Below are 25,451 nucleotides of genomic sequence, written 5' to 3' on the forward strand. Positions count from 1 at the left end.
AAGGCCTTCTACAGCGCACTTGCTGCCCGCTCCGGCTCCAAGAAGCTCGCCATCATCGCCGTCGCAAGGAAGCTCCTAGTCGTCCTCAACGCCATCATGCGCGATAAAACCGCATTCGCGTGAACACAGTTGCCATGCCGCGACGCTAAGGCGTTGCAACGGTTACGGAATTCCGCGCCCTTGCACCCTACACCCGAGGTCATGGCATGGATACTCGGGTCAAGCCCGAGTATGACGACGTCATGGGGGTTTCGGCCAATCTCCAACGTCGGCGCCGAGGCGCCCAAGGCGGAGATCAGCGGTTCAGTCCGGTCCAAACCCCGGGCTGGTCGGGCTGCCGTCGTCGAGCTTGGACAGCCACTCGACCAGCGTCGGCCTGTACCGTGTCAGGCCCTTGTAGGTGGCGAGCTCTTCCGGCAGGTCGCGGATGACGCGGTGCAGGCGGCGCGCCCATTTCGGCTGCGTGACCAACTCGTCCATCTTGATCAGGTAGCAGCGGATCGGGAAGACGATGCCGTTGGAGCGCGGCAGACGCCAGAAGCTCTGCAATTCGACGCGCAGATGCACCTTGTCGCCGACATTCTCCGGCGTGACCGTGGCGCGGTCCGGACCCCATTTGTGATAATTCTCGGGGCTGGTGTCGAGGCGCGGATTGATGGTCATCGTCCAGTTGAGGCGCCTGGCCGGCTTGCCCTGCTGGATGTTGGTGAGGAATTTCAGCGCGCGGGTGAAAATGCCCTTCTCATGCGCCAACGGCACCGGCGCGTGCCATTCGAAGAAGTTCATGCCGATGTCGAAGTCGAGCGACCAGTCGGCCTGCGTGGTGACCATGCCGGCATCCATCCACAGATTGCCGTCGCGCTGGTCGAGGATGCAGAAGTCGCCCTGGCTCTGGCGGGTGATGTATTCCATCGGCCCGTAGGGCAGCGTCGAGGTGTCGCCGAAAGTGAAGGTGTCGTCGATGCCGAGCGGCCGGTTGATCCAGCGCCAGCGGTCGCCGTTTCGCTCCAGCGTGAAATGCTCGGGATATCCCAGCGCCTGCTGCTCCATCAGGAGCTCGAGCAGGTCCCAGCCGGCGAGCGTCATGTGCGGCAGCGACTGGCAGCGCAGCGGATCCTCGGCCAGCACCAGCGCGCGGTCCTGCATCTCGGCGACATAGTGCTCGTCGACGTCGATCAGGTTTTCGAGAACGCTGCCCTTCGGCCCCACGACATGCGGCTCGATGTTGACCGCGTACATGTAGGCGTCTTCGTTGAACGGGAACGGAAAGCGCCTGATGTGCTCCGGGCTGTTCTTGAAGGTGAAGTCGTCGCGAAAAGTTTCCTTGCGAAAGGTGATGCCCATTGACGCCTCCTATCTTTCCAGGACCAGCGACTTGCCCTCGAAGCGCGAGACGCAAGGCATGATCTTGCAGCCTGAACGGTGATCTTCCTCGCTCAGCCAGTGATCGTTGTGGATGAACTTGCCGTCGGAAGAGATCACATTGGTCTCGCATTGGCCGCAGACGCCGCCACGGCACAGGTAGGGCGGGTCGACGCCGGCGGCTTCGATGGCTTCGAGCAGGCTCTGCTGCTCGCCGACGCGGATCGTCTTGCCGCTGACAGCCAACTCGACGTCGAACGGCGCGCCGGGTTGCGGAGCCGCGAAGTGCTCGAAATGCACGGTCTCGGGCGGCCAGCCCAGGCTTGCTGCCCGATCGCGCACCCAGTTGATCATGCCGGCCGGGCCGCAGACATAGACATGCGTGCCGAGCGGCTGCGAGGACAAGAGCCGATCGAGATCGATGCGCTCCTCGCGGTCGTCGTGATAGAGCCTGACCCGGTTGCCGTAGCGCTCTCGGAGCACATCGGCATAGGTGCCGAGCGAAGCGGTGCGGCAGGTGTAGTGCAACTCGAAATTGCCGCCGGCCCCTGCCAGTTGCGCGGTCTGCGCCATGAAGGGCGTGATGCCGATGCCGCCAGCCAGCATCAGGTGTTTTTTTGCTCTCAGATCGAGCGAGAACAGGTTCACGGGATAGCTGATCACCATCTCCAGGCCAGGCTTGACGGACCTATGCATGAACAGCGAGCCGCCGCGGCCAACATCGTCGCGCCGGATGGAAATCGTGTATTCGCGCGTGTCGAGCGGCGAGCCCATCAGGGAATAGGGATTGAGCCTAGTGCGGTCGCCGTCGCGCATCTCGACCACGACATGGGCGCCGCCGGAAAAGGTCGGCAGCAACTCGCCGTCGCGGCGACGGAAATGGAAGCGGGTGACGAGATCGTTGACGGGAACGACGTCGCTGACGACGACGTCGAGCTTGGTGGTGCCCGTGCTCATGGGAAGGCCTCCTCCATTGGAGGGATCTCGGAGCGATCCTCGGCGTTGATGCACACGCCCTGGAAGGCGGCGAGGCGCCGCGAATAGTGATCGCGCACCAGGAGCAGCAGGCCGCAATGCGAACAGAGCGCCGGCTGCGTGGTCACATTCTCGGTGATGCCCTTGCAGTGCACGCACTGCATGCGCCGCGCCAGCGAGCCGCGATGCTCGGTCTCAATCGAGGTGTGGTCGATGCCGGCTTCAAGCGCGGCCTGCATGGCCTGGCCGATCAGGCCCTCGGTGCCGGCAAGATAGAGGCGCAACCCCATATGGGCGTTGGTCAGCGTCTGCCTGAGCCGCGGCAGGAGGCTGGCGAAGGATGGCGGCAGATGGAGTTGGGCCGGCCTCAGCGCCTCAAGCGCTGAGATGTGCTTGCCCTCGGGGTCGGGAATAAAGACGATCTCGGCTCCGTCGAAGAAGCCGGGCGGAGCCTTGCCGGCCATGTTCGTTATCGCCAGCGCGCCTTCTGCGTCGGCGATGAAAAGATGATGCTTGCCGGGCTGCGGAGAGAGCGTTCCGTAGATGGGCCGGCTGATGATCGTCTTGGCTGCCATTCTTTCCTTCGTGCCTCGAAATCCCTCCCCCTTGATGATGCCTCAGCCCTTGGCGGTCCGCTTGGTCTTTTTCGGATCGTCGAACGGCAATGGCTGCGCCGTCGCCTTGATGGAGCCGCTCTTGTTGTGGATCTCGAGCTTGGTGTCCTTGACGGCACAGTCCACGTCGAGCCGGGCGATGCCCATCGATTTCTTGACCAGCGGCGAATACATGGCGCAGGTGACCACGCCGACCTTTTTGCCGTCGCGGTAGACCGGCGCGCCTTCGTCCGCCGGCTCCTTGCCGTCGAGCAGCACGCCGTAGATCTTGAAGCGCTCCTGGCCTTTCAGCCTATAGTGTTCCTCGGCACCGCGGAAGCCGGTCTTGCCGGGGCTGACGGTGAAGTCGAGGCCGAGTTCCCACAGCGTGTCGCCGGGGCCTTCGTTCTCGAACGGATACTTTTGGGAATTGTCGTAGGGGTAGAAGAGCAGGTAGCTCTCGACGCGCAGCATGTCGAGCGTGGTGAAGCGGCACGGAATGATGCCGGCGCTCTTGCCCTCCTCGAGGATCCTGTCCCAGATCGTGCCGGCATCCTGGCCGCGGCAGAAGATCTCGTAGCCGCGCTCGCCGGTATAGCCGGTGCGCGAGATCATGACCGGAAAGCCGAAGAGCTGTGTGTGCATGTGGTGGAAGTAGTTGAGGTCGCGGATGCCAGGCACGTGCTTGGCAAGATAGTCGACGGCGGTCGGCCCCTGCAGCGACAGGTCATGCAGATTGTCATCGAAGCGAAGCGAGACATCGCGGCCCATCGCCGCCCGCTGCAGTTCCTCGTGGCCGGTGCCGGAGCCGTGCACGACCATCCAGGAGTTCGGGCTGATGCGATAGAGGATGCAGTCGTCGGTGAATTTTCCGGCTTCGTTCAACATGCAGGCATAGGCCGACTTGCCGGGATAGATCTTTTCAACGTCGCGCGTCGTGGCGAGGTCGATGAGATGCGAGGCGTGCGGCCCGGTGATGTGGACCTTCTTCAGGCCGGAGACGTCCATGAGCCCGGCCTTGGTGCGGATCGCGACATATTCCGCGTCGGCGTCCTTGTCGTAGGTCCAGGCGGTGCCCATGCCGCTCCAGTCCTCGAGTTTCGAGCCGAGCGCGCGATGGCGGTCCGCCAGGGTCGAGAATCTCCAGGATGCCGTCATCCGATCGTCCTCCGTGCGATTTAAGTCGTTGCCGTTCCCTGCTCCTGCTTGGTGGCGGAGCTTGGTCGAATATTGACCGCAAACGGCGAAGCCCTGCAATCCCCTTGAAGCAAAAAATTTCATTGTCAGGCAAATTTCTTGACCTGAACAAACGGTTTACGATGCGTAAATCCGGCTTGACAATTCCAGGAATCGAGCGGAATTTATGAAAAAAATTTCACTCTGTTGAAAGAGTGGGCGCCCGGTCGGGGTGTATGGCCGGACGTCGCCAGAAGGGGAAAACCGATGTCCGATATGCAGCAGCGCATCGAAGCGCTGTACCGTTCCGACTTGCGTGGATCCGTGCTCCTGATCGTGTGCCTGTGGGCGACGATCCTCTTCGTCCTCCTGATGACATGGCCGTACATTCCGCACAGCGGCATCAAGCTCGTGGTGGCGGTTGCGGCCGCCGCGGTGCTGATCTTCAACACCGCCGCGATCCTCGCCATGCTCAACCACTACAAGGAAGACAAGGACTTCATCTACGGGCTCGACATCAAGAACGCCGACGCCGCCCGCAACCGTCAATCGTGAAGGGAGAAACCATGCCTCGCTATATCCCGCCGGAGCAGAGCAAGGCCGGACAGGTCCTCGACATCGCGGTCGTGGTGGTCGCAATCTTCGTGGCGCTCTGGCTGCCGCTGAAACTCGGCTTTGCCGGGGCGGCGAAGTCGATCGACGCGCTCGACGCCAAGACCTGGGACGCGCTCGGCCAGAACGCGACCATGGCCTCGATCTGGGAGAAGCTGGGCTACACGCCGGAGACGGCGCACGACATCATCCAGAACCGCTTCCATTACATCATCGACTGGCCGACGCTGATCATCATGGCGATCGTGCTGATCGCCTATTTCGTTTTCCTGTTCCGCGCCTCCGATAAGGAATATCGCGAGGTCATCAACGAGAAGTTCGACGACAAGTAGACTTCGACGACAAAGAGACTTTCGACGATAAAGAGACTTTCGACGATAAAGAGTCCGGGGAAAACATCATGTGGATGGGACTGTCTTACGTTTGCTGGGCCATCTCGGTCGTGCTTGCGCTGTGGATGCTCTACGACTGGTTCAAGGTCGATACGACCTATTCCGAGGAGACTTTGACGTCTTCCCGTGAAGGTGAGCTTGAAGCCGTTTCCGAAAAACACCGGATCTGAGTGGGGACGATATGACGGCTGCGGTTGAAACGGGACAAACGACAACAATCCACGGCGACAGGGTCTCGCTGCTTCGGGTGCTCGGCCCGGCGCATGTGTGGGCGCTGGGCGTCGGCATCGTGCTCGTCGGCGAGTTCACCGGCTGGAATTTCTCCGCCGACAAGGGTGGCGCGCTCGCCGCGCTGATCGTCTGCTGGGTCGTCGGACTGCTCTACACCTCGGTCGCGATGATCGACTCGGAGGTGACGTCGACGGTCGCCGCCGCCGGCGGCCAATATGCGCAGGCCAAGCATATCGTCGGGCCGCTGATGGCCTTCAACGTCGCGCTGTTCCTGGTGTTCGCCTACACCATGCTCGAAGTGTCGGACGCGATCCTCCTCGGCGACACGATCGTCGCCAAGGCCGGCGTCGAAGGACTGACGCACAATTCCTTCATCGCCGCCACCATCGTCGTGCTCGCCTGGCTGAACTATCGCGGCGTGCTGATGACGCTCAATGTCAATTTCGTCATCACCGCGATCGCCTATGTCTCGATCGTCATCCTGTTCTTCTCGGTCAGCCCGTGGACGCAAGGGGCTGTGCTGAAACTAAACGAGCTGGTCACCCCCGCCAATGCGCTGCCCTATGGCTGGATCGGCGTGATCGCCGCCTTCCAGTTCGGCATCTGGTACTATCTCGGCATCGAGGGAACGACACAGGCGGCCGAGGAAGTGCGCTCGCCGGCCCGCTCGCTGCCCTACGGCACCATGGCCGGCATGATCACGCTGCTGATCGCCGCCGCGATGACCTGGTATGTCTGCGCCTCGCTGATGCCCTGGGAATATCTCGGCATCACCTACTATCCGCTGTGGGACGCCGGCAAGCTGACCGGCAGCCCGCTGCTCGAAAACCTGCTCTTCGTCGCGACGCTGCTGGCCGCGCTCGCCTCGGCCAATGGCTGTATCAACGACGCGGCGCGCGCCTGGTTCTCGCTCGGCCGCGACCGCTATCTGCCGAGCTGGTTCTCGGCGGTGCATCCCAAGTACCGCACGCCCTACCGCTCGATCCTGTTTCTGCTGCCGATCGCGCTGGCCTTCGCATTCATCGCCGACCTCAACCAGGCGATCACCTTCTCGATCCTGTCGGGCGTGCTGCAATACACCTTCATGAGCATCAACATCATGATGTTCCGCAGGAAGTGGCCGCTGGGCACGATTCGCCGCGGCTACACCCACCCCTTCCATCCGCTGCCGGCGATCGTCCTGTTCTGCCTGTGCATGGTGACGTTCTTCGCCATCTTCCTCGGCTTCGGCTCGCAGCTGATCGCGATGACCGTGTTCTATTTCTTGATTTCGCTATGGTTCCACTTCTACCGCTACAAATTCGTGCGGCGCGGCGATCAGTTCTCCATGCCGTGGCCGAAGCCGCAGGGTTATTGAGTGGAGTGAGCGCCCGCCTGTCGACGGCGGGCCGTGGCGTATCGAGATGTCCGAGCTGGCGTCAGTATTGCTTACCGGGACGATCGCATTGGGCGTCGTCGCTCATGTTGTTTGGCTCGCTCGCGCCAACCGCAACAGGGCGAAGGCGGCCTTGGCCGCCGATACGGCCAGCGTTCGCAGCGTCATTGCGGATGCCGCCGACATTTCCGACGGCACGGCCGGCGTCGTCACCTGGGCCGGCTCCTGGAACGGCCAGCGCGTTCAGCTGCGTACCATCGTCGACACGCTGGCGACACGAAAGCTGCCGACACGCTGGCTTAGCGTTTCGATCACCGAGCCGGTCGCGGTACCGGGTACGTTCGACATGATGATGCGGCCGAATTCGGCGACGACTTTCTCCAATTTCGATCATCTTGCTCACACGCTGCCGAAGGTGCTGGGCTTTCCCGCCGAAGCAGTTCTTAAAACGGATCGCAAGGGCGTCGCCTTCCCGCAGGATCTGATCGCCGCCCATACCGGCATTTTTGCCGAAAGCCGCGCCAAGGAATTGCTGATCACGCCGAAGGGCGTGCGCATCGTCTGGCTGCTGGCCGAGGCCGAGCGCGCCCGCTACGGCGTGTTCCGGCAGGCGGCGTTCGGCGATACCAGGATCGATCCTGCCTTGATCGAACGCCTGCTCGCGGTGGCCTCGGGCCTGCGCGAAGCCATCAACCGGCGCGAAAGGCAGGCCGCATGACCGACGAAGCCGCTTCCTCCGCCCCGGCCAATCCGTATCTCGTGCTCGGCGCGGCGATCGTTTTGCCGGCAAGCGGCCATGTCATGCTCGGCGTGCCGGTGCGCGGGCTGCAATTCCTGTTCTTCATGGTGATCCTTGGTTGGATAACGACCAAGCTGGCGCCGGCCGAGGCCGGCTTCATCGGCCGCCATGCCGGCGGTTTCCTGATCTATGCCCTCTCGATCCTCGACGCCTACAGGATCGCGCGCATCCGCCATGCGATCTGGGTTCACAAGGCGCGTCCGGACGGCGATAGTGCCAAAGGTGATGTGCCGTCGAATATATAACGACAGGAAAATTTCTTTCATACCAATTGAACTTGGCCAACTCATTGGGTACATCATCTGAGAGCCAAAAAACGCTGGAGGCTGGCATGTGCGGAATCGTCGGACTTTTCTTGAAGGACAAGGCGCTGGAGCCGAAGCTCGGCGCGATGCTGTCGGAGATGCTGGTGTCGCTCAGCGACCGCGGCCCGGATAGCGCCGGCATCGCCATCTATGGCGCCCCTTCCAAGAATGAAGCCAAGATCACCATCCAGTCGGCCAAGCCGGAGCGCGATTTCCGTGGCCTCGATGTCGAGCTCGCCAAGGCGATCGGCGCTCCCGTCAGTCTTGCCACGAAATCCACCCATGCCGTCATCCGAACCGCGCCGGACAAGGTCGACGCGGCGCGCGAGGCGCTGCAGTCGCTTCGCCCCGACATCCGCATCATGGGCGCCGGCGAAGCAGTCGAGATCTACAAGGAGGTCGGGCTGCCGGAAGCCGTCGTCGACCGCTTCGACGTGCGCTCCATGACCGGCACACACGGCATCGGCCACACCCGCATGGCGACGGAATCGGCGGTGACGACGATGGGCGCGCATCCGTTCTCGACCGGCGCCGACCAGTGCCTGGTGCACAATGGCTCGCTCTCCAACCACAACAATGTGCGCCGCGAACTCATCCGCGACGGCATGACCTTCGAGACCGAGAACGATACCGAAGTGGCGGCCGCCTATCTCTCAAACCGGATGGCGCACGGCAAGAATCTCGGCGAGGCGCTGGAAGGCACGCTCTCCGACCTCGACGGCTTCTTCACCTTCGTCGTCGGCACCAAGAACGGCTTCGGCGTGGTACGCGATCCGATCGCCTGCAAGCCCGCCGTCATGGCCGAGACCGACCAGTATGTCGCCTTCGGGTCGGAATATCGCGCGCTGACCAAATTGCCCGGCATCGACAATGCGCGGGTCTGGGAGCCCGAGCCCGCAACCGTTTATTTCTGGGAGCACTGAGCCGATGCCGGCAACCACAATGTCGAAAGCCGAGCGCGATCAGAGCCATGCAAGGGTCTTCGATCTTTCGCAACATTCGCTGCGCGAATTGAACCAGGCGCTGCACAAGCTCACACCCGGCTCGAACGAGACCGCCTGGGAAGTGCTCAACCCCAAGGGCAGCCACTCTGTGGCGGTCGGCGTCGACCAGCCAGTCAGCATCGATGTGCGCGGCAGCGTCGGCTATTACTGCGCCGGCATGAATGACGGCGCCGCGATCACCGTGCACGGCTCTGCCGGTCCCGGCGTCGGCGAGAACATGATGTCGGGCTCGATCGTCATCAAGGGCGATGCCAGCCAGTATGCCGGCGCCACCGGCCGCGGCGGGCTGCTGGTCATCGAGGGCAACGCCTCGTCGCGCTGCGGCATCTCGATGAAAGGCATCGACATCGTCGTGCACGGCAATATCGGCCACATGTCGGCCTTCATGGCGCAGTCCGGCAATCTGGTCGTGCTGGGCGATGCCGGCGATGCGCTGGGCGATTCCATCTACGAGGCGCGGCTCTTCGTGCGCGGCAAGGTCGAAAGCCTCGGCGCCGACTGCATCGCCAAGGAGATGCGGCCCGAGCACATCGAATTGCTGCAGGGCCTGCTCGACAAGGCCGGCGTCACCGGCGTCAAGGCGTCGGAGTTCAAGCGCTACGGCTCGGCCCGCAAACTCTACAATTTCAACATCGATAACGCCGACGCGTATTGAGGCAAGATGACCTACCGCAACCCGCCGACGACGCCGCGCAAATCCGCGACCTTCGACGACTACACGCTTTCCGAAATCCGCCGCGCGGCGGCAACCGGCATTTATGACATCCGCGGCGCCGGCGCCAAACGCAAGCTGCCGCATTTCGACGACCTCTTGTTCCTCGGCGCGTCGATCTCGCGCTATCCGCTCGAAGGCTATCGCGAGCGCTGCGACACTTCGGTGGTGCTCGGCTCGCGCCATGCCAAGAAGCCGATCGAGCTGAAGATACCGATCACCATCGCCGGCATGAGCTTTGGGTCGCTCTCCGGCCCGGCCAAGGAGGCGCTCGGGCGTGGCGCCACGCTGTCCGGCACCTCGACCACCACCGGTGACGGCGGCATGACCGAGGAAGAACGCGGCCATTCCAAGCAACTGGTCTACCAGTACCTGCCGTCTCGTTACGGCATGAACCCGCGCGACCTGCGCCGCGCAGACGCCATCGAAGTGGTCGTCGGCCAGGGCGCGAAGCCCGGCGGCGGCGGCATGCTGCTCGGACAGAAGATCTCCGATCGCGTCGCCGAGATGCGCACCCTGCCCAAGGGCATCGACCAGCGCTCGGCCTCGCGCCATCCCGACTGGACCGGGCCGGACGATCTCGAGATCAAGATTCTTGAACTGCGCGAGATCACCGACTGGGAAAAGCCGATCTACGTCAAGGTCGGGGGGGCGCGGCCGTATTACGACACCGCGCTCGCGGTGAAGGCAGGGGCCGACGTGGTCGTGGTCGACGGCATGCAGGGCGGCACGGCCGCGACCCAGGAAGTGTTCATCGAGAATGTCGGCCAGCCGACGCTTGCCTGCATCAGGCCGGCGGTGCAGGCGCTGCAGGACCTCGGCATGCACCGCAAAGTGCAACTGATCGTCTCGGGCGGCATTCGCAACGGCGCCGATGTCGCCAAGGCGCTGGCGCTCGGCGTCGACGCGGTATCGATCGGAACGGCAGCACTCGTCGCGCTCGGCGACAATGATCCGCGCTGGGAGGCGGATTACAATGCGCTCGGCACCACCGCCGGCGCCTATGACGACTGGCATGAAGGCCGTGACCCGGCCGGCATCACCACGCAGGACCCCGAGTTGATGAAGCGGGTCGACCCGATCGCGGCCGGCCGGCGGCTCGCGAACTACCTCAAGGTGATGACGCTTGAGGCACAGACCATTGCCCGCGCGTGCGGCAAGAACAGCCTGCACAATCTCGAGCCCGAGGATCTCGTCGCGCTCTCCATCGAAGCCGCCGCCATGGCCGGCGTGCCTTTGGCCGGCACCAGCTGGATACCGGGGAGGAACGGCTTCTAGGACAATTCCGCCCGGAATTGTGTCAAGGCAACAGCTGGGACGGGTCCTCCGCTCCAGCCAGCATCCGAAATACATAAGCGAGGAACTACATAAATGGGGAACGATCTCGCCGCATTCGCCAAGGAGAACGGCGTCAAATATTTCATGATCTCCTACACCGACCTGTTCGGTGGACAGCGTGCCAAGCTGGTGCCTGCGCAGGCGATCGCCGACATGCAGAAGGACGGCGCGGGCTTTGCCGGTTTCGCGACGTGGCTCGATCTGACGCCGGCGCATCCGGACATGCTGGCAGTGCCGGATCCGGCTTCGGTGATCCAGCTGCCGTGGAAGAAAGATGTCGCCTGGGTCGCCGCCAACTGCATGATGGACGACAAAGAGGTCGACCAGGCGCCGCGCAACACGCTGAAGCGGTTGATCGCGGAAGCGGCCGGCGACGGCATGCATGTCAAGACCGGCGTCGAGGCCGAGTTCTTCCTGATCTCGCCGGACGGCAGCGCGATCTCCGACCAGTACGACACGGCATCGAAGCCCTGCTACGACCAGCAGGCGGTGATGCGCCGCTATGACGTGATCGCCGAGATCTGCGACCACATGCTGGCGCTGGGCTGGGGTCCGTACCAGAACGATCATGAGGACGCCAACGGCCAGTTCGAGATGAACTGGTCCTTCGACGACGCGCTGGCGACAGCCGACAAGCACTCCTTCTTCAAGTTCATGGTCAAGTCGATCGCGGAAAAGCACGGGCTGCGCGCGACGTTCATGCCGAAACCCTTCCAAGGCCTGACCGGCAATGGCTGCCATGCCCATATCTCGGTGTGGGACGAGACCGGCAAGACCAATGTCTTTGCCGACAATGCGATGGAGCTCGGCCTCTCCGCCAAGGGCAAGAACTTCCTCGGCGGCATCATGAAGCACGCTTCGGCGCTTGCCGCGATCACCAATCCGACGGTCAATTCCTACAAGCGCATCAACGCGCCGCGCACCATTTCGGGCGCGACCTGGGCGCCGAACACGGTGACCTGGACCGGCAACAACCGCACGCACATGGTGCGCGTGCCCGGGCCTGGCCGTTTCGAATTGCGCCTGCCGGACGGCGCCGCCAATCCGTATTTGCTGCAGGCCGTCATCATCGCTGCCGGCCTCGACGGCATCCGCTCGAAGGCCGACCCCGGCAAGCGCTACGACATCGACATGTATCAGCTCGGCCACACCGTGAAGGGCGCGCCGAAACTGCCGCTCAACCTGCTCGATGCGCTGCGCGAATTCGACAAGGACAAATCGCTCAAGGCGGCGCTGGGTGAGGAATTCTCGTCGGCATATCTAAAGCTGAAGCAGCAGGAATGGAATTCCTATGCTTCGCACTTCACGCAGTGGGAGCGCGACCACACGCTGGATATCTAGAGGATCGGACCGAACGCGAAGCGGTTTTCCGGTAAATCCGATGCGTTAGGAAAGATCCTGCGTATGGCGAGCGGCCTTGGAATGAACTTATGAAATATTCGATCTTCTCGCTCGCCCGCGCCGCTCTCTCCGGCCACAAGAACTGGCAGCCGACCTGGCGCGACGCGGCGCCCAAGGATCGCTACGATGTGGTGATCATCGGCGGCGGCGGCCACGGGCTCGCCACCGCTTGGTTCCTCGCCAGCGAGTTCGGCATCCGCAACGTCGCGGTGCTGGAGAAGGGCTGGATCGGCTCCGGCAATGCCGGCCGCAACACCACCATCATCCGCTCCAATTACGGCCTGCCCGGCAACACCGGCTTCTACGAATTGTCGATGAAGCTGTGGGAGACGATGGAACAGGACCTCAACTACAACGCGATGGTCAGCCAGCGCGGCGTGCTCAACCTCTATCACTCCGACGCGCAGCGCGACGCCTTCGCGCGGCGCGGCAACACCATGCGCATCAACGGCATCGACGCCGAGCTGCTCGACCAGGCGGCACTGCGCAAGATGCTGCCGTTCCTGAATTTCGACAATGCGCGCTTTCCCGTGCAGGGCGGCCTCTTACAGCGGCGCGGCGGCACGGCGCGGCATGACGCCGTGGTCTGGGGCTACGCGCATGCGGCGAGCGCGCTCGGCGTCGACATCATCCAGAATTGCGAGGTTACCGGCTTCACGCGCGACGCCAACGGCAAGGTAACCGGCGTCGAGACCTCGCGCGGCAAGATCGGCGCCGGCAAGGTCGGCATGGCGGTCGCGGGTTCTTCCTCGCGCGTGGCGGCGATGGCGGGTCTTCGCCTGCCGATCGAAAGCCATGTGCTGCAGGCCTTCGTCTCCGAAGCGATCAAGCCGCTGATCCCCGGCGTCATGACCTTCGGCGCCGGACATTTCTATGTCAGCCAGTCGGACAAGGGCGGGTTGGTCTTCGGCGGCGACATCGACGGCTACAATTCCTATGCGCAGCGCGGCAATCTGCCGGTCATGGAAGATGTCTGCGAAGGCGGCATGGCGCTGATCCCGATGATCGGCCGCGTGCGGCTTCTGCGCCAGTGGGGCGGCATCATGGACATGTCGATGGACGGCACGCCGATCATCGACAAGAGCCCGGTGGACGGCCTCTATATCAACGCCGGCTGGTGTTATGGCGGCTTCAAGGCGACACCGGGCTCAGGCTTGGTCTTTGCCCATCTCATCGCCCGCGATCAATCGCACAAGGAAGCGGCCTTGTTTCGCCTCGACCGGTTCCAGCGCGGCGCCATGATCGACGAGAAGGGCCAGGGCGCCCAACCGAACCTGCATTAGAGATAGAGCACGATGTTATCCAAAAACCGCTCCACACTTTTTGGCATCATGCTCTGAGGACAGCCGGAAACCGATGCGCATTACCTGTCCCTTCTGCGGCGAACGCGAACTCGGCGAGTTCACCTATCTCGGCGACGCCAAGCCGCAACGTCCCGCGGCCGATGCCGGCGAGGACGCCGTCTACGACTACGTCTATCTGCGCGACAACATCGCCGGCGTGATGAGCGAGCACTGGTACCATGGCGGCGGCTGCCGGGCCTGGCTGAAGGTCACCCGCAACACGCTGACGCATGAGATTTCGGCCGTGGAGCCGGCGGCGGGCGCCGGCGCCGCCAAGGTTGGTGCGTGATGCGCGGCGATCAGGCAAACCGGCTGAACAATGGCGGTCTGATCGACCGCTCCGCCGCGCTCAATTTCCGCTTCGACGGCAAGACGTTCTCGGGCTTCAAGGGCGACACACTGGCGTCCGCGCTGGTCGCCAATGGTCTCAAGCTGGTCGGCCGCTCGTTCAAATACCATCGCCCGCGCGGCATCCTGACGGCGGGCTCGGAAGAGCCGAACGCGCTGGTCGAGCTGCGCAGCGGCGCAAGGCGCGAGGCGAACACCAAGGCGACGACGGCCGAACTCTATGAGGGCCTCGAGGCAGCCAGCCAGAACCGCTGGCCGTCGCTCAATTTCGACGTGATGTCGGTCAACCAGCTGTTCGCGCCGATCTTCGTCGCCGGCTTCTACTACAAGACCTTCATGTGGCCGGCGAAGTTCTGGGAGGCGATCTACGAGCCTGCGATCCGGCGCGCCGCCGGTCTCGGCCGCGCAGCGCAGGTTTCCGACCCCGACCACTACGACAAGGCCTGGGCGCATTGCGATGTGGTGATCGCCGGTTCCGGCCCCGCGGGCCTGGCGGCTGCCCTTGCCGCCGCGCGCTGCGGCGCGCGCGTCATCCTGTGCGAAGAGGATTTTGTCCTCGGCGGCCGCCTGCTCGCCGATGGCGGTATGATCGACGGATTGCCGGCCGCCGAATGGGTCGCGCGCGCGGTTGCCGAACTGGCGGCGATGCCGGATGTGCGCGTCATGACGCGCACGACACTGTTCGGCGTCTATGACGGTGGCACCTATGGTGCGATCGAGCGCGTCAACGACCACCTGCCGGTGCCGCCGGAACATCAGGTGCGCCAGCGTCTATGGCGCATCGTGGCCAAGCGCTGCGTGGTCGCGGCCGGATCGATCGAACGTCCGATCGTCTTTGCCGGCAACGACACGCCCGGCGTGATGATGGCGTCGGCCATGCGCAGCTACATCAACCGCTACGCCGCCACGCCGTCCCGGCGGATCGCGCTGTTCACCAACAATGAGGATGGCTGGCGCACGGCCGAAACGGCGATCGCCGCCGGACTGCAGGTCGCGGCGGTGATCGATGCGCGGCCGGACGTTTCGCCGGCGCATCGCTCGCTTGCCAGCAAGGGCGGCTTCCCGGTGCTGCACGGCGCCGTCAGCGGCGTCGATGGCGGCAAGGGCGGCGTGCGCAAGATTTCCGTCTCGCTGACCGGCGGCGCGCGCGCCGAGGTCGAGGCCGACGGGCTCGCCGTGTCCGGCGGCTGGAATCCGGCGGTCGGGCTCACCTCCTATCATCGCGGCCGGCCGAAATGGCGCGACGACATAGCCGCCTTCGTGCCGGACGGCGCGCCGCCCGGCATGGTCGCAGCGGGCGCGGCCAACGGCGCTTTCGGACTTGGCGCCTGCCTGCGCGAAGGGTTTGAAGCCGGCGCTGCCGCGGCACGCGATGCCGGACGCAGCGGCAATATCGGATCGATGCCGGTCGCCGACGACGAAGCCTTTTCGATCACCCCGCTCTGGCATGTCGCCGGCAAGGGCAAGGCCTTCGTCGACCAGCAGCACGACGTCACCGCTTCCGATGTCGAGCTGGCGCAGCGCGAGGGTTTTCAATCGGTCGAGCACCTGAAGCGCTACACGACGCTCGGCATGGCGACCGACCAGGGCAAGACCTCGAATGTCGCCGGCCTCGCCATCATGGCGGCGGTCAGCGGCAAGTCGATACCCGAGACCGGCACGACGATCTACCGACCGCCTTACGTGCCGGTCGCCATCGGCGCTTTCGCCGGCCACCACCGCGACGAGAATTTCCATGCGACGCGGCTGACGCCCTCGCATCACTGGGCGGCCGAACAGGGCGCAGTGTTTGTCGACACCGGCCTTTGGAAGCGCGCGCAGTGGTACCCCCGCGCGGGCGAGAAGGACTGGCTGGAGTCGGTGACCCGCGAGGTGAAGGCCGTGCGCAACGGCGTCGGCTTCTGCGATGTCTCGACGCTCGGCAAGATCGACGTGCATGGGCCAGATGCCGGCACCTTCCTCGACCGCGTCTACATCAACGCCTTCTCCAGCCTCGCCGTCGGCAAGGCGCGTTACGGGCTGATGCTGCGCGAAGACGGAATCGTCTACGACGACGGCACGACCTCGCGGCTGGCCGAGGACCATTTTTTCCTCACCACCACGACCGCCAAGGCCGGGCTGGTGATGCAGCACCTCGAATTCTGCCGGCAGGTGCTGTTCCCAGAGCTCGACGTGCAGTTGACCTCGGTCTCCGACCAGTGGGCGCAGTTCTCGATCGCCGGACCGAAGACGCACGACTTGCTCAAGGAGATCGTCGATCCGGCCGAGGACCTGTCGAACGAAGGCTTCCCGTTCATGGGCGCGCGCGAGGTCAAGCTGCGCGGTGGCCTGAAGGCAAGGCTGTTCCGCATTTCCTTCTCTGGCGAGATGGCGTTCGAGATCTCCGTGCCGGCGCGCTACGGCGAAGCCATGGCGCGCAACCTGATGGTCGCGGGAAAACCGTTTGGCGTGACGCCCTACGGCACCGAGGCGCTCGGCGTGATGCGCATCGAAAAGGGCCATGTCGCCGGGCCAGAGCTCAACGGCACCACCACGGCGGGCGATCTCGGCCTCGGCAAGATGATGTCGACCAAGAAGGATTTCATCGGCCGCGTCATGGCCGGCCGCGAGGCGCTGGTCGCGCCGTACCGGCAGGTGGTCGTCGGCATCAAGCCGACCGACAAGGCGCGCCGGCTCCGCTCCGGCGCGCATATCATTCCGAAGGGCGAGACCCCTGGCCCCGACAACGACCAGGGCTATGTCACCTCGGTCTGCTTCTCGCCGGCGCTCGACCAGTGGATCGGGCTCGGCCTTGTCGAGCGCGGGCGCGAACGTATCGGCGAGATCGTGCGGGCGCATGATCCGCTGCGCGGCGAGGACTATGATGTCGAGCTCTGCAATTCCGTCTTCTACGATCCGGATGGAGGGCGCCAGCGTGGCTGATTTTTCCTGGGATGTCCGCAGCCCGCTCGACCGCGCGCTGGTCGCCGGCGCTTATGGCGCGCAAGGCGAAGCCGGCGTTTCGCTGACCGAGATCCGCAATTTCGGCCTCGTGCAGGTGATGGCGCGGCGTGGCAAGTCCGCCGAGATGGCGAAGGCCGCAAAGGCGGGCTTCGCTGTCCCCGCGCCGGAAACGCCCAAGGCGACCGACGCGGCCGACGCGACGCTGATCTGGTCGGGACCAGGCCAGTTCCTCGTGCTGTCCAAAGGCGTCAAGCACGCGATTGAGGCGTTTGCGCCCGTCTTTGCCGGTTCGGCTTCACTTTCCGATCAATCGCATGCGCGGGCGTTGATCCGCGTTAGCGGCGACAAGGCACGCGCGATGCTCGCCAAGCTGTCGTCGATCGATCTGCATCCCGATGTGTTTGGCGTCGGCGCGGCGGCTGCCACATCGATGGATCACACCAGCGTCACGCTGTGGCGCGGCAAGGATCGCAACGAGCAGGCCGTGTTCAACCTCTTGGTGTTCGCGACCTTCGCCGAGAGCCTGTGGCACACGATGCTGGACTCGGCTGCGGAATACGGTGTCGAGATCGTCCATTCCGAGGAGTTGGCGTAGCGACGCCCGCCTTCCCCTTCTCCGCTTGCGGGAGAAGGTGGATCGGCGCGTCAGCGCCGAGACGGATGAGGGGTGTTCCAGCGAAATGAGACGCCGGCGTTCCCTGGAACACCCCTCATCCGTCGCCTGCGGCGACACCTTCTCCCGCAAGGGGAGAAGGGGAAGACCCGCCTTGCCAAACGCCATCGCCCTGCTATTCTTGCTGCTAAAATAATTTTACACACAGGCAAACTTGTTTCTCGTTCGGAGGAGGGTTTGAGATGAGCCAGTCGCCCTACCCCGCCGTCCTGTCCGGACCGCCCCGTCCAAGCCTGATCCTGAGGCCCGGCCAGATCGCGCTGCCGCCGGGGATGGAACGCTATACCGTGCAGGGCAACGGCGCGGTGCTGATCGACGTCGAGGCCGGCGACAGCGTAAGCGTGACCAATGTCGAGGGTGGGCAGCCCTGCGAGCTTCTGGCCTGGGATACCTCCGGCACGACCGATCCCGGCATTTTCGGAGAACGGTCGAACAGCAACGCAGCCGGCATCAAGGCGCTGCTCGCCGAGGGTGGCGACAGTCTTTCGGCGCTGCGCGTCAGCCTCGAGCGTCGCAAGGTAGAGCTCGACCAGCCAAAGGCCGTGCGCGTGTTCGGCGGCGCCACGCCGGCCGGCACCGAGCAGAGCTTTTCCGTCCAGCGCGACGGCGCGCTGCTGATCGCGGCGCCGGGCGGGCCGATGCTGGTCGACGGCCACAACACGGCGACGCCGCTCACCGTCATGGTGCGCCGCGCCACGATCCGGCTGAAGACAAGGTCGCAGCTTCCCGATCCGCTCGCCGATCCGGTGCTCGATCTCAGAGTGCATTCGGCGACCGCCGAATCCTATTTCGTCAAGGCCGGCGACTATCTGCAGATCATCGATGTCGATGGCCGGCAATGCACCGACTTCCAGTGTTTTTCGGCGCGCAAGCTGGACAAGGGCCGCGACCTGCCGCTCGACGTCACGACGACCCGCACGCTGATGGGCTCGGCCTATCCGATGCCCGGCCTGCATTCGAAATATTACGACCAGGACATGGAGCCGCTGGTCGAGGTGGTGCAGGACACATGCGGGCGGCACGACGCTTTCGCGCTCGCCTGCGCCGCCAAATATTACGACGATATCGGCTATCCCGGTCACACCAACTGCTCGGAGAATTTCAACAAGGCGCTGTCGGACAAAGGCGTGACGCCCCGCGCGGGCTGGATGGCGATCAACTTCTTCTTCAACACGGCGATCGACGCGCATGGCGTGATGGTGTCGGACGAGCCCTGGTCGCGGCCGGGCGACTACGTGCTGCTCAGGGCGCTCACCGACATCGTCTGCGTGTCCTCGGCCTGCCCGGACGACACCACGCCCGCCAATGGCTGGGACCTGACCGACATCCATGTGCGCAGCTATTCCGGCCAGCACAAATTCTCGCGAGCGATCGCCAGACGCCTGAAGCCCGACTCGGAACCGAAAATGACCCGCGAGACAGCCTTTCATTCGAGCTTTGCCAAACACACGCGCGACTTCGTCGAATACCGGGGCTATTGGCTCGCCAATTCCTTCGCCAAGGAAGGTCCGATCGCCGAATACTGGGCCTGTCGGCAGGCGGCCGTGATCATGGACCTGTCGCCGCTGCGCAAGTTTGAGGTCACCGGGCCGGATGCCGAAGCGCTGCTGCAATACACGCTGACCCGCGACGTCAAGAAGCTCGGCGTCGGCCAGGTCGTCTATACGGCGATATGCTACGAGCATGGCGGCATGATCGACGACGGCACGCTGCTCAGGCTCGGCAAGGACAATTTCCGCTGGGTCGGCGGCGACGACCTTTCCGGCGAATGGCTGCGCGAGACGGCGAAAAAACTCGGTCTCAACGTGCTGGTCCGCTCCTCCACCGACCAGATGCACAACATCGCCGTGCAGGGGCCGAAGAGCCGCGACATATTGAAGGAGGTCGTCTGGACCTCGCCGGTGCAGCCCTCGATCGGCGAGCTCGAATGGTTTCGCTTCGCGGTCGCGCGCATCGGCGGCGGCAACGGCATTCCGGTCGTGATCTCGCGTACCGGCTATACGGGCGAGCTCGGCTACGAGATCTGGTGCCATCCGCGCGACGCCGAAAAGGTGTTCGACGCCGTCTGGGAAGCCGGGCAGCCGCACGGGCTGAAGCCGATGGGCCTGCAGGCGCTCGACATGGTCCGCATCGAGGCCGGGCTGATCTTCGCCGGTTACGAATTTTCCGACCAGACCGATCCGTTCGAGGCCGGCATCGGCTTCACCGTGCCGCTCAAGACCAAGGCCGACGACTTCATCGGCCGCGACGCGCTGATCCGGCGCAAGGAGCACCCGCAGCACAAGCTCGTCGGGCTCGACGTCGACGCCAACGTCCCGGTCGGCCATGGCGACTGCGTCCATGTCGGCCGCGCCCAGATCGGCGTCGTCACCTCCGGCATGCGTTCGCCGGTGCTCGGCAAGACCATCGCGCTGGCTCGGCTCGACGTCACCCACGCGGAGATCGGCACGGAGGTCGAGATCGGCAAGCTCGACGGCCATGCCAAGCGCCTGCCGGCGCGTGTCGTCGCCTTCGCCCATTACGATCCACAGAAGACCAAACCGCGTTCCTAAAAGCCGGGTTTCTGAAAGCCTCCCAAGGCGGATCCGACCCTCGCCGGCTCCGCCGGCGGCGGTCGGGTCAATGTTTCGCAAGCGTGATGTGCATGACATTCACAAAACGCTTGACGCGAAAGCGCGTCGGATCAATCTTCACTGTTAAGAAAAAAATACGACTGAGTGGAAACACGACGGGTTGATGCTGATTTGCCGGGGAGCAAGCTTCGCGAGAGCCGAAGCGTCGCTGGCGGGGAACAACAAAAAGGGGAAGACACAAGATATGAGCACGATAAGCACGGCCCTCGAGCAGCCTGCCGAAAGCAAGCTGCTCAGGCATATCGACTGGCGTGGCGCCTTCTGGGTGGCAAGCGGCGTTCCAGCGCTGGTCCTGTTCTCGATCGGCGGCATTGCCGGGACGACCGGAAAGCTCGCCTTCCTGATCTGGACGGTCTCCATGATCATGGGTTTCCTGCAATCCTTCACCTATGCCGAGATCGCCGGCCTGTTTCCGAACAAGTCGGGCGGAGCCTCGATCTACGGCGCGACGGCCTGGTTGCGCTACTCGAAATTCATCGCGCCGCTGTCGGTGTGGTGCAACTGGTTCGCCTGGACGCCGGTGCTGTCGCTCGGCTGCTCGATCGCGGCCGCCTATATCCTCAACGCGCTGGCACCGGTGCCAATCTTCACCGACACCTCGCCGGAAGTGATCGCCTATATCGCCGCGCATGCCGGAACGGTGCCCGCCGACGCGATCGCCGCGGTCACGGCCGCCGCGACGCCGGCGATCCGCACATGGTCGCTGTGGGGCCACACGCTTGGCCCGGTGTCGTTCACCTTCAACGCCACCTTCTTCATCGGCGCGGTGCTGATGCTGATCATCTTCTCGATCCAGCATCGCGGCATCCTCGGCACGGCCAGTGTGCAGAAATATATCGGCCTGCTCGTCATCATCCCGATGCTGATCGTCGGCGTCGTGCCAATCTTCACCGGCCAGATCGACTGGGCGAATTTCTCGCCGCTGGTGCCGCTGGCCGCCGCCTATGCGCCCGATCCCGGCTCGTGGAACATTGCCGGCTGGACGCTTGCCCTCGGCGGCATGTTCATCGCCGCATGGTCGACCTACGGCTTCGAAACCGCGGTCTGCTACACGTCTGAATTCAAGAACCCCGGCACCGATACCTTCAAGGCGATCTTCTACTCCGGCCTGCTCTGCATGCTCTTGTTCATCCTGGTACCCTTTACCTTCCAGGGCGTGCTGGGCTTGAACGGCATGCTGGCGACGCCGATCGTCGACGGCTCGGGCGTCGCCGACGCGCTGGCCGGCATGGTCGGCGGCGGCAAGCTGATCCACAGCCTGCTGGTGATGCTGATGATCCTGGCGTTGGTGCTGTGCATCATGACGGCGATGGCCGGCTCTTCGCGCACGCTCTACCAGGGCTCGGTCGACGGCTGGCTGCCGCGCTATCTCAGCCATGTCAACGAGCATGGCGCGCCGACACGGGCCATGTGGACCGACCTCTGCTTCAACCTAATCGTGCTGGCCATCGCCTCGGCCGACGCGACGAGCTTCTTCTTCATCCTCGCCGTGTCGAACTGCGGCTACATCATCTTCAACTTCCTCAACCTCAATGCCGGTTGGATCCACCGCATCGACAACGGCCATATCAATCGGCCGTGGAAGGCGCCGACCTGGCTGCTCGGCATCGGCGCGATCTTCGCCTATGTCAACGCGATCTTCATGGGCGCCGGCGCCAAGGTGTGGAACCCGATGGCGCTGTGGGCCGGCCTGATCACGGCGGCGCTGATCATCCCGGTGTTCTGCTTCCGTCACTACATCCAGGACAAGGGCAAGTTCCCCGATCACATGCTGGCCGACCTCGGCATGGCGGGCGCCGACCTCTCGGTCAAGAAAGCGGGTATGCTGCCTTACCTGACACTGATCGCCGGCGTGGCGGTGATGCTGATCGCCAACTGGGTGTTCGTCATCTAACATGGCAATTGAAAGAGACGGGCGCGCCTCGGCGCGCCCGTTTCATTTCATTTGGCGCCAGTAAGCGAAGACAGACCGGCGCACGGCGTCGTCAAGACGTGGTTGCCCGTACATGCAGATCATCCGCCACCGTCTGATGACGATGGCGGATGATTCCAGGTTGCCACCTTATTCCGCGGCCAGGGCTAGTTGCGGTCTTTCAATGCCTTCGATCTTCTCCGGCTCAGGCGCCTGCTCGTCGGTCTTGGCCTTTTTCGGCGCGCGGCCGAAGAACAGGGCGTAGCCGGCAGGCAGCACCAGGATGGTGAGCACGGTGGCGACCAGGATGCCGCCCATCATGGCGTAGGCCAGCGGCCCCCAGAAGACGGCGCGCGAGATCGGGATTAGCGCCAGCACGGCGGTCAGCGCCGTCAGCATGATCGGCCGGAAGCGGCGCACGGCAGCACCTACGATCGCTTCCGATCGCTCCATGCCGGCCGCGATATCCTGGTCGATCTGGTCGACCAGGATGATCGAGTTGCGCATGATGATGCCGAGCAGCGCGATCACGCCGAGGATGGCGACGAAGCCGAACGGCGCGCCGCTGATCAGCAGCGCCGCGGCGGCGCCGATGATGCCCAGCGGACCAGTGGCCAGCACCAGCATCGACTTGCCGAAATGCTGCAGCTGGACCATCAGGAGCACGACGATGATGGCGAGCATGATCGGCGCCTTGGCGGCGATCGAGGCCTGGCTCTCGGCCGAATCCTCGGCGCCGCCCTGGATTTCGACTTTGTAGCCAGGCGCCAGGCCGGCGCGCAGGTCCTTCATGTCGTTGTACATCTTGGTGACGACGTCGTTCGACTGAACGCCATCCGGCAGCGTGGCGCGCACGCTGATCGTCGGCAGGCGGTCGCGCCGCCATTCGATGCCCTGCTCCATGACGGGCACGACCTTGGCCACTTGCGACAGCGGCACCGAGCCGCCGAAGTCGGTCGGGATATAGACCGAGTCGACCGAGGACAGCAGCTTGCGGGTCGCGTCCGGCTCGCGGGCGACGATCGAGACCGTCTCCTCGCCGTCGCGAAAGTCGTCGAGAGGAGCGCCGGACATGGTGGCCTGCAGCATCTGGCGGATGCGCTGGGAGGTGACGCCAAGGGCGCGAGCGCGATCCTGATCGATCGCCAGCTTCATCGCCGGCACTGGTTCCAGCCAGTCGTCATGGATGGCGCCGAGCAGCGGGTTGGCCTGGAACTTCGCCTTCACCCCATCGGCAATGCGGCGTACCTCCTGGCGGTCCGGACCCATGACGCGCATCTGCACCGGCCAGCCCGTCGGCGGACCGAGGAAGAGACGGTCGACCTTGCCGCGGATCGATGGGAAGTCCTGCGCCAGGATCTTGCGCATCTTGACGATCAGCCGCTCGCGCGCCGGCTCGTCCTTGGCCATCACCAGGAGCTGGGCGAAGTTCGGGTTGCGAAGCTGCTGGTCGAGCGGCAGGAAGAAGCGCGGCGCGCCCTCGCCGATATAGGTGGCGATGAAGCGCTTGTCCGGATCGTCCGCCATCCTGCCTTCAAACGACTTGGCCTGGTTTTCGACTTCCTTGATCGAGGTGCCTTCCGGCAGCCACAGGTCGACCAGGATTTCCGGGCGTGAGGATTGCGGGAAGAAGTTCTGCGGGATGAATTGGAAGGCCCAGAGGCTGGTGGCGAAGGTGACCAGCGTCATCACCAGCACGATGATGCGGTGGCGCACCGCCCAGGCGACGGTCGCGCGCAGGCGGCGATAGAAGCTGGTGTCGAAGACATCGTGATGAGTGCCGGCATGCTTGCGCTGCTTCAGGATCATGTAACCCAGCCACGGCGTGAAATAGACCGCGACGAACCACGACACGACCAATGCGATGCCGACGACATAGAACAGCGTGCGCACATATTCGCCGGCGGTCGAGGCGGCGAAGCCGACCGGGATGAAGCCAGCCGTGGTGATCAGCGTGCCGGTCAGCATGGGGAAAGCAGTCGAGGTGTAGGCGAAGCTTGCCGCCTCGATCTTTACCAGCCCTTCCTCGAGCTTTCGCTCCATCATCTCGACGACGATCATGGCGTCGTCGACCAACAGGCCGAGCGCGATGATGAGGGCGCCGAGCGAGATGCGCTGCAGGTCGATGCCGATCTCGTACATGATGGCGAAGGTGGCGGCCAAGACGAGCGGGATGGCGATGGCGATCACCAGGCCCGAGCGCCAACCGATCGACAGCAGCGAGACTGCAAGCACGATGAGCAGCGCCTCGCCGAGCGCCTCCATGAACTCGCTCACCGCGTCCTTGACGACCTGGGGCTGGTCGGAGATCTGGTCGACCGACACGCCGTAGGGCAGCCCCGCCTCGAAGCGCTGATAGGTCGCCTCGACATCCTTGCCGACGTCCCTGACGTTAAAACCCTTGGCCATGACGACGCCGAGCTGGACGCTCTCATGGCCGTTGAAGAGGTATTTGTTGTCGTAAGGATCCTGAAGGCCGGAAGAGACCGTGGCGATGTCGCCGAGGCGCGTCACCTGGTTGCCGGAGCGCAGCCTGAGCTCGCGGATGTCCGCGGCCTTGGTGACGTCGCCCTCGACCGAGATGCGCACCGAGCGCAGGCCGGTGTCGACGGAGCCCGCCGGATCGACGGCATTCTGCCCCTTCACGGCGTTCTGCAGGTCGACAATGGTCAGGCCGCGCTCGGCCAGCGCCTTGGACGAGACGTCGATATAGATCTTCTGCGGCTGGTCGCCGATGATGACGGCCTTTTCGACGCCAGGCGTCGTCAACAGCATGTCACGCGCCTGGATGGCGAATTTCTTCAGCTCCGGATAGGTGAAGCCGTCGCCGCTGATCGAATGCAGCGTGATGAAGGTGTCGCCGAACTCGTCGTTGAAATAGGGGCCGAGCAGGCCCTGCGGCAATTCATTGGAGATGTCGCCGACCTTCTTGCGCACCTGGTAGAAGGCGTCCTTCACCTCTTCGGCATTGGTGTCGCCCTTGACCTGCAAGGTGATGATGGCGCTGCCGGCGCGGGTGTAGGAGCGCACGAAATCGAGATGCGGCGTTTCCTGCAGCTTGCGCTCGATCTTGTTGACGACCTGGTCCTCCATGTCCTGGATCGAGGCTCCGGGCCACACCGCCTGCACCACCATGACGCGGAAGGTGAAATCCGGGTCTTCCTTCTGGCCCATGCGCATCAGGCCGAGGGCGCCGGCAAGGATGATCAGCCCGAACAAGAAGCGGGCGATGCTCGGATGTCCGATCGCCCAGCGCGAAAGGTTGAAGGGCCGCTTTTCAGTGCTGCTGTCGGTGGTGGTCATGGCACACGTCCAGTCCAATTG

21 protein-coding genes are annotated in these 25,451 nt (G+C 64.1%); 16 read left to right on the top strand and 5 right to left on the bottom strand.

Features of this window, described 5'->3' with window-relative positions; all coding sequences use genetic code 11:
- Nucleotides 1–303 precede the first annotated feature (303 nt).
- The 4 genes from FJ957_RS30755 to FJ957_RS30770 are packed head-to-tail and all read right to left on the bottom strand — an operon-like array spanning nucleotide 304 to nucleotide 4,088.
- Nucleotides 304–1,344 carry a DUF3445 domain-containing protein gene (locus tag FJ957_RS30755; RefSeq protein ID WP_140785345.1) on the bottom strand — a complete coding sequence of 347 codons (1,041 nt, stop codon included), beginning with the start codon at nucleotides 1,342–1,344 and terminating at the stop codon, nucleotides 304–306.
- A 9-nt stretch (nucleotides 1,345–1,353) separates the two neighbouring features.
- On the bottom strand, nucleotides 1,354–2,319 hold the full coding sequence (locus tag FJ957_RS30760) for a PDR/VanB family oxidoreductase (protein ID WP_140837168.1): 966 nt from the start codon (nucleotides 2,317–2,319) through the stop codon (nucleotides 1,354–1,356).
- Nucleotides 2,316–2,912: a dimethylamine monooxygenase subunit DmmA family protein gene (locus tag FJ957_RS30765; protein WP_140705117.1), complete on the bottom strand. Its 597-nt coding sequence runs from the start codon at nucleotides 2,910–2,912 to the stop codon at nucleotides 2,316–2,318. Before FJ957_RS30765 ends, FJ957_RS30760 begins: the two co-directional genes overlap by 4 nt.
- 42 nt (nucleotides 2,913–2,954) lie before the next feature.
- The gene (locus FJ957_RS30770; RefSeq protein ID WP_140837171.1) at nucleotides 2,955–4,088 is read right to left on the bottom strand and encodes an aminomethyltransferase family protein; all 1,134 of its coding nucleotides are present in this window, start codon (nucleotides 4,086–4,088) and stop codon (nucleotides 2,955–2,957) included.
- 285 nt (nucleotides 4,089–4,373) lie between these two features.
- Between FJ957_RS30770 and FJ957_RS30775 the strand changes: the two genes are divergently transcribed.
- The 16 genes from FJ957_RS30775 (at nucleotide 4,374) to FJ957_RS30850 (ending at nucleotide 22,109) form a co-directional block, all read left to right on the top strand.
- Complete coding sequence (locus tag FJ957_RS30775; RefSeq protein ID WP_140705113.1) at nucleotides 4,374–4,661, top strand: hypothetical protein; 288 nt, start codon at nucleotides 4,374–4,376, stop codon at nucleotides 4,659–4,661.
- Nucleotides 4,662–4,672: 11 nt separating this feature from the next.
- Nucleotides 4,673–5,050 carry a hypothetical protein gene (locus FJ957_RS30780; RefSeq protein WP_140705111.1) on the top strand — a complete coding sequence of 126 codons (378 nt, stop codon included), beginning with the start codon at nucleotides 4,673–4,675 and terminating at the stop codon, nucleotides 5,048–5,050.
- Nucleotides 5,051–5,124: 74 nt separating this feature from the next.
- A complete protein-coding gene (locus FJ957_RS30785) occupies nucleotides 5,125–5,280 on the top strand; it encodes a hypothetical protein (RefSeq protein ID WP_181175375.1) in 156 nt (51 codons plus the stop codon).
- Nucleotides 5,281–5,291: 11 nt separating this feature from the next.
- Nucleotides 5,292–6,698 carry an APC family permease gene (locus FJ957_RS30790; RefSeq protein ID WP_140837176.1) on the top strand — a complete coding sequence of 469 codons (1,407 nt, stop codon included), beginning with the start codon at nucleotides 5,292–5,294 and terminating at the stop codon, nucleotides 6,696–6,698.
- A gap of 46 nt (nucleotides 6,699–6,744) precedes the next feature.
- A complete protein-coding gene (locus FJ957_RS30795; protein WP_181180778.1) occupies nucleotides 6,745–7,434 on the top strand; it encodes a hypothetical protein in 690 nt (229 codons plus the stop codon).
- Nucleotides 7,431–7,760, top strand: a complete 330-nt coding sequence (locus tag FJ957_RS30800; RefSeq protein ID WP_140837179.1) for a hypothetical protein — start codon at nucleotides 7,431–7,433, stop codon at nucleotides 7,758–7,760. Before FJ957_RS30795 ends, FJ957_RS30800 begins: the two co-directional genes overlap by 4 nt.
- A gap of 86 nt (nucleotides 7,761–7,846) precedes the next feature.
- Nucleotides 7,847–8,743 carry a glutamine amidotransferase family protein gene (locus FJ957_RS30805; RefSeq protein WP_140837181.1) on the top strand — a complete coding sequence of 299 codons (897 nt, stop codon included), beginning with the start codon at nucleotides 7,847–7,849 and terminating at the stop codon, nucleotides 8,741–8,743.
- A gap of 4 nt (nucleotides 8,744–8,747) precedes the next feature.
- Nucleotides 8,748–9,479 (top strand): GXGXG domain-containing protein, encoded by a 732-nt coding sequence (locus FJ957_RS30810; protein ID WP_140837183.1) that lies wholly within the window; start codon nucleotides 8,748–8,750, stop codon nucleotides 9,477–9,479.
- A gap of 6 nt (nucleotides 9,480–9,485) precedes the next feature.
- A complete protein-coding gene (locus tag FJ957_RS30815; RefSeq protein ID WP_140837185.1) occupies nucleotides 9,486–10,814 on the top strand; it encodes an FMN-binding glutamate synthase family protein in 1,329 nt (442 codons plus the stop codon).
- Between the two features lie 93 nt (nucleotides 10,815–10,907).
- Nucleotides 10,908–12,215 carry a type III glutamate--ammonia ligase gene (gene glnT / locus FJ957_RS30820; protein WP_140837187.1) on the top strand — a complete coding sequence of 436 codons (1,308 nt, stop codon included), beginning with the start codon at nucleotides 10,908–10,910 and terminating at the stop codon, nucleotides 12,213–12,215.
- A gap of 89 nt (nucleotides 12,216–12,304) precedes the next feature.
- A complete protein-coding gene (locus tag FJ957_RS30825) occupies nucleotides 12,305–13,558 on the top strand; it encodes a sarcosine oxidase subunit beta family protein (RefSeq protein WP_140837190.1) in 1,254 nt (417 codons plus the stop codon).
- 73 nt (nucleotides 13,559–13,631) lie between these two features.
- Nucleotides 13,632–13,907, top strand: coding sequence for a sarcosine oxidase subunit delta (locus FJ957_RS30830; RefSeq protein ID WP_040998061.1), 276 nt, complete (start codon nucleotides 13,632–13,634; stop codon nucleotides 13,905–13,907).
- Nucleotides 13,907–16,888, top strand: a complete 2,982-nt coding sequence (locus FJ957_RS30835; protein WP_140837192.1) for a sarcosine oxidase subunit alpha — start codon at nucleotides 13,907–13,909, stop codon at nucleotides 16,886–16,888. The genes FJ957_RS30830 and FJ957_RS30835 overlap by 1 nt, the downstream gene beginning before the upstream one ends.
- A complete protein-coding gene (locus FJ957_RS30840) occupies nucleotides 16,881–17,504 on the top strand; it encodes a sarcosine oxidase subunit gamma family protein (RefSeq protein ID WP_140837194.1) in 624 nt (207 codons plus the stop codon). The genes FJ957_RS30835 and FJ957_RS30840 overlap by 8 nt, the downstream gene beginning before the upstream one ends.
- 260 nt (nucleotides 17,505–17,764) lie before the next feature.
- On the top strand, nucleotides 17,765–20,134 hold the full coding sequence (locus tag FJ957_RS30845) for an aminomethyltransferase family protein (protein WP_140837196.1): 2,370 nt from the start codon (nucleotides 17,765–17,767) through the stop codon (nucleotides 20,132–20,134).
- Nucleotides 20,135–20,399: 265 nt separating this feature from the next.
- A complete protein-coding gene (locus FJ957_RS30850; protein WP_140837198.1) occupies nucleotides 20,400–22,109 on the top strand; it encodes an APC family permease in 1,710 nt (569 codons plus the stop codon).
- Nucleotides 22,110–22,277: 168 nt separating this feature from the next.
- Here the strand turns inward: FJ957_RS30850 and FJ957_RS30855 are convergent, their stop codons facing one another.
- Nucleotides 22,278–25,430, bottom strand: coding sequence for an efflux RND transporter permease subunit (locus FJ957_RS30855; RefSeq protein WP_140837200.1), 3,153 nt, complete (start codon nucleotides 25,428–25,430; stop codon nucleotides 22,278–22,280).
- Nucleotides 25,431–25,451: the final 21 nt, after the last annotated feature.

This window comes from Mesorhizobium sp. B2-4-6 (assembly GCF_006442775.1).
Classification (GTDB): domain Bacteria; phylum Pseudomonadota; class Alphaproteobacteria; order Rhizobiales; family Rhizobiaceae; genus Mesorhizobium.

What these genes read in the sequence shown, in the direction of transcription:
- FJ957_RS30805 (WP_140837181.1), top strand. Translation starts at nt 7,847, where the DNA reads ATGTGCGGAATCGTCGGACTTTTCTTGAAGGACAAGGCGCTGGAGCCG.
- FJ957_RS30785 (WP_181175375.1), top strand. Translation starts at nt 5,125, where the DNA reads ATGGGACTGTCTTACGTTTGCTGGGCCATCTCGGTCGTGCTTGCGCTG.
- FJ957_RS30765 (WP_140705117.1), bottom strand. Translation starts at nt 2,912, where the DNA reads ATGGCAGCCAAGACGATCATCAGCCGGCCCATCTACGGAACGCTCTCT.
- FJ957_RS30770 (WP_140837171.1), bottom strand. Translation starts at nt 4,088, where the DNA reads ATGACGGCATCCTGGAGATTCTCGACCCTGGCGGACCGCCATCGCGCG.
- FJ957_RS30790 (WP_140837176.1), top strand. Translation starts at nt 5,292, where the DNA reads ATGACGGCTGCGGTTGAAACGGGACAAACGACAACAATCCACGGCGAC.
- FJ957_RS30755 (WP_140785345.1), bottom strand. Translation starts at nt 1,344, where the DNA reads ATGGGCATCACCTTTCGCAAGGAAACTTTTCGCGACGACTTCACCTTC.
- FJ957_RS30795 (WP_181180778.1), top strand. Translation starts at nt 6,745, where the DNA reads ATGTCCGAGCTGGCGTCAGTATTGCTTACCGGGACGATCGCATTGGGC.
- FJ957_RS30815 (WP_140837185.1), top strand. Translation starts at nt 9,486, where the DNA reads ATGACCTACCGCAACCCGCCGACGACGCCGCGCAAATCCGCGACCTTC.
- FJ957_RS30800 (WP_140837179.1), top strand. Translation starts at nt 7,431, where the DNA reads ATGACCGACGAAGCCGCTTCCTCCGCCCCGGCCAATCCGTATCTCGTG.
- FJ957_RS30850 (WP_140837198.1), top strand. Translation starts at nt 20,400, where the DNA reads ATGAGCACGATAAGCACGGCCCTCGAGCAGCCTGCCGAAAGCAAGCTG.
- FJ957_RS30760 (WP_140837168.1), bottom strand. Translation starts at nt 2,319, where the DNA reads ATGAGCACGGGCACCACCAAGCTCGACGTCGTCGTCAGCGACGTCGTT.
- FJ957_RS30775 (WP_140705113.1), top strand. Translation starts at nt 4,374, where the DNA reads ATGTCCGATATGCAGCAGCGCATCGAAGCGCTGTACCGTTCCGACTTG.
- FJ957_RS30810 (WP_140837183.1), top strand. Translation starts at nt 8,748, where the DNA reads ATGCCGGCAACCACAATGTCGAAAGCCGAGCGCGATCAGAGCCATGCA.
- FJ957_RS30855 (WP_140837200.1), bottom strand. Translation starts at nt 25,430, where the DNA reads ATGACCACCACCGACAGCAGCACTGAAAAGCGGCCCTTCAACCTTTCG.
- FJ957_RS30835 (WP_140837192.1), top strand. Translation starts at nt 13,907, where the DNA reads ATGCGCGGCGATCAGGCAAACCGGCTGAACAATGGCGGTCTGATCGAC.
- FJ957_RS30845 (WP_140837196.1), top strand. Translation starts at nt 17,765, where the DNA reads ATGAGCCAGTCGCCCTACCCCGCCGTCCTGTCCGGACCGCCCCGTCCA.
- glnT (WP_140837187.1), top strand. Translation starts at nt 10,908, where the DNA reads ATGGGGAACGATCTCGCCGCATTCGCCAAGGAGAACGGCGTCAAATAT.
- FJ957_RS30780 (WP_140705111.1), top strand. Translation starts at nt 4,673, where the DNA reads ATGCCTCGCTATATCCCGCCGGAGCAGAGCAAGGCCGGACAGGTCCTC.
- FJ957_RS30830 (WP_040998061.1), top strand. Translation starts at nt 13,632, where the DNA reads ATGCGCATTACCTGTCCCTTCTGCGGCGAACGCGAACTCGGCGAGTTC.
- FJ957_RS30825 (WP_140837190.1), top strand. Translation starts at nt 12,305, where the DNA reads ATGAAATATTCGATCTTCTCGCTCGCCCGCGCCGCTCTCTCCGGCCAC.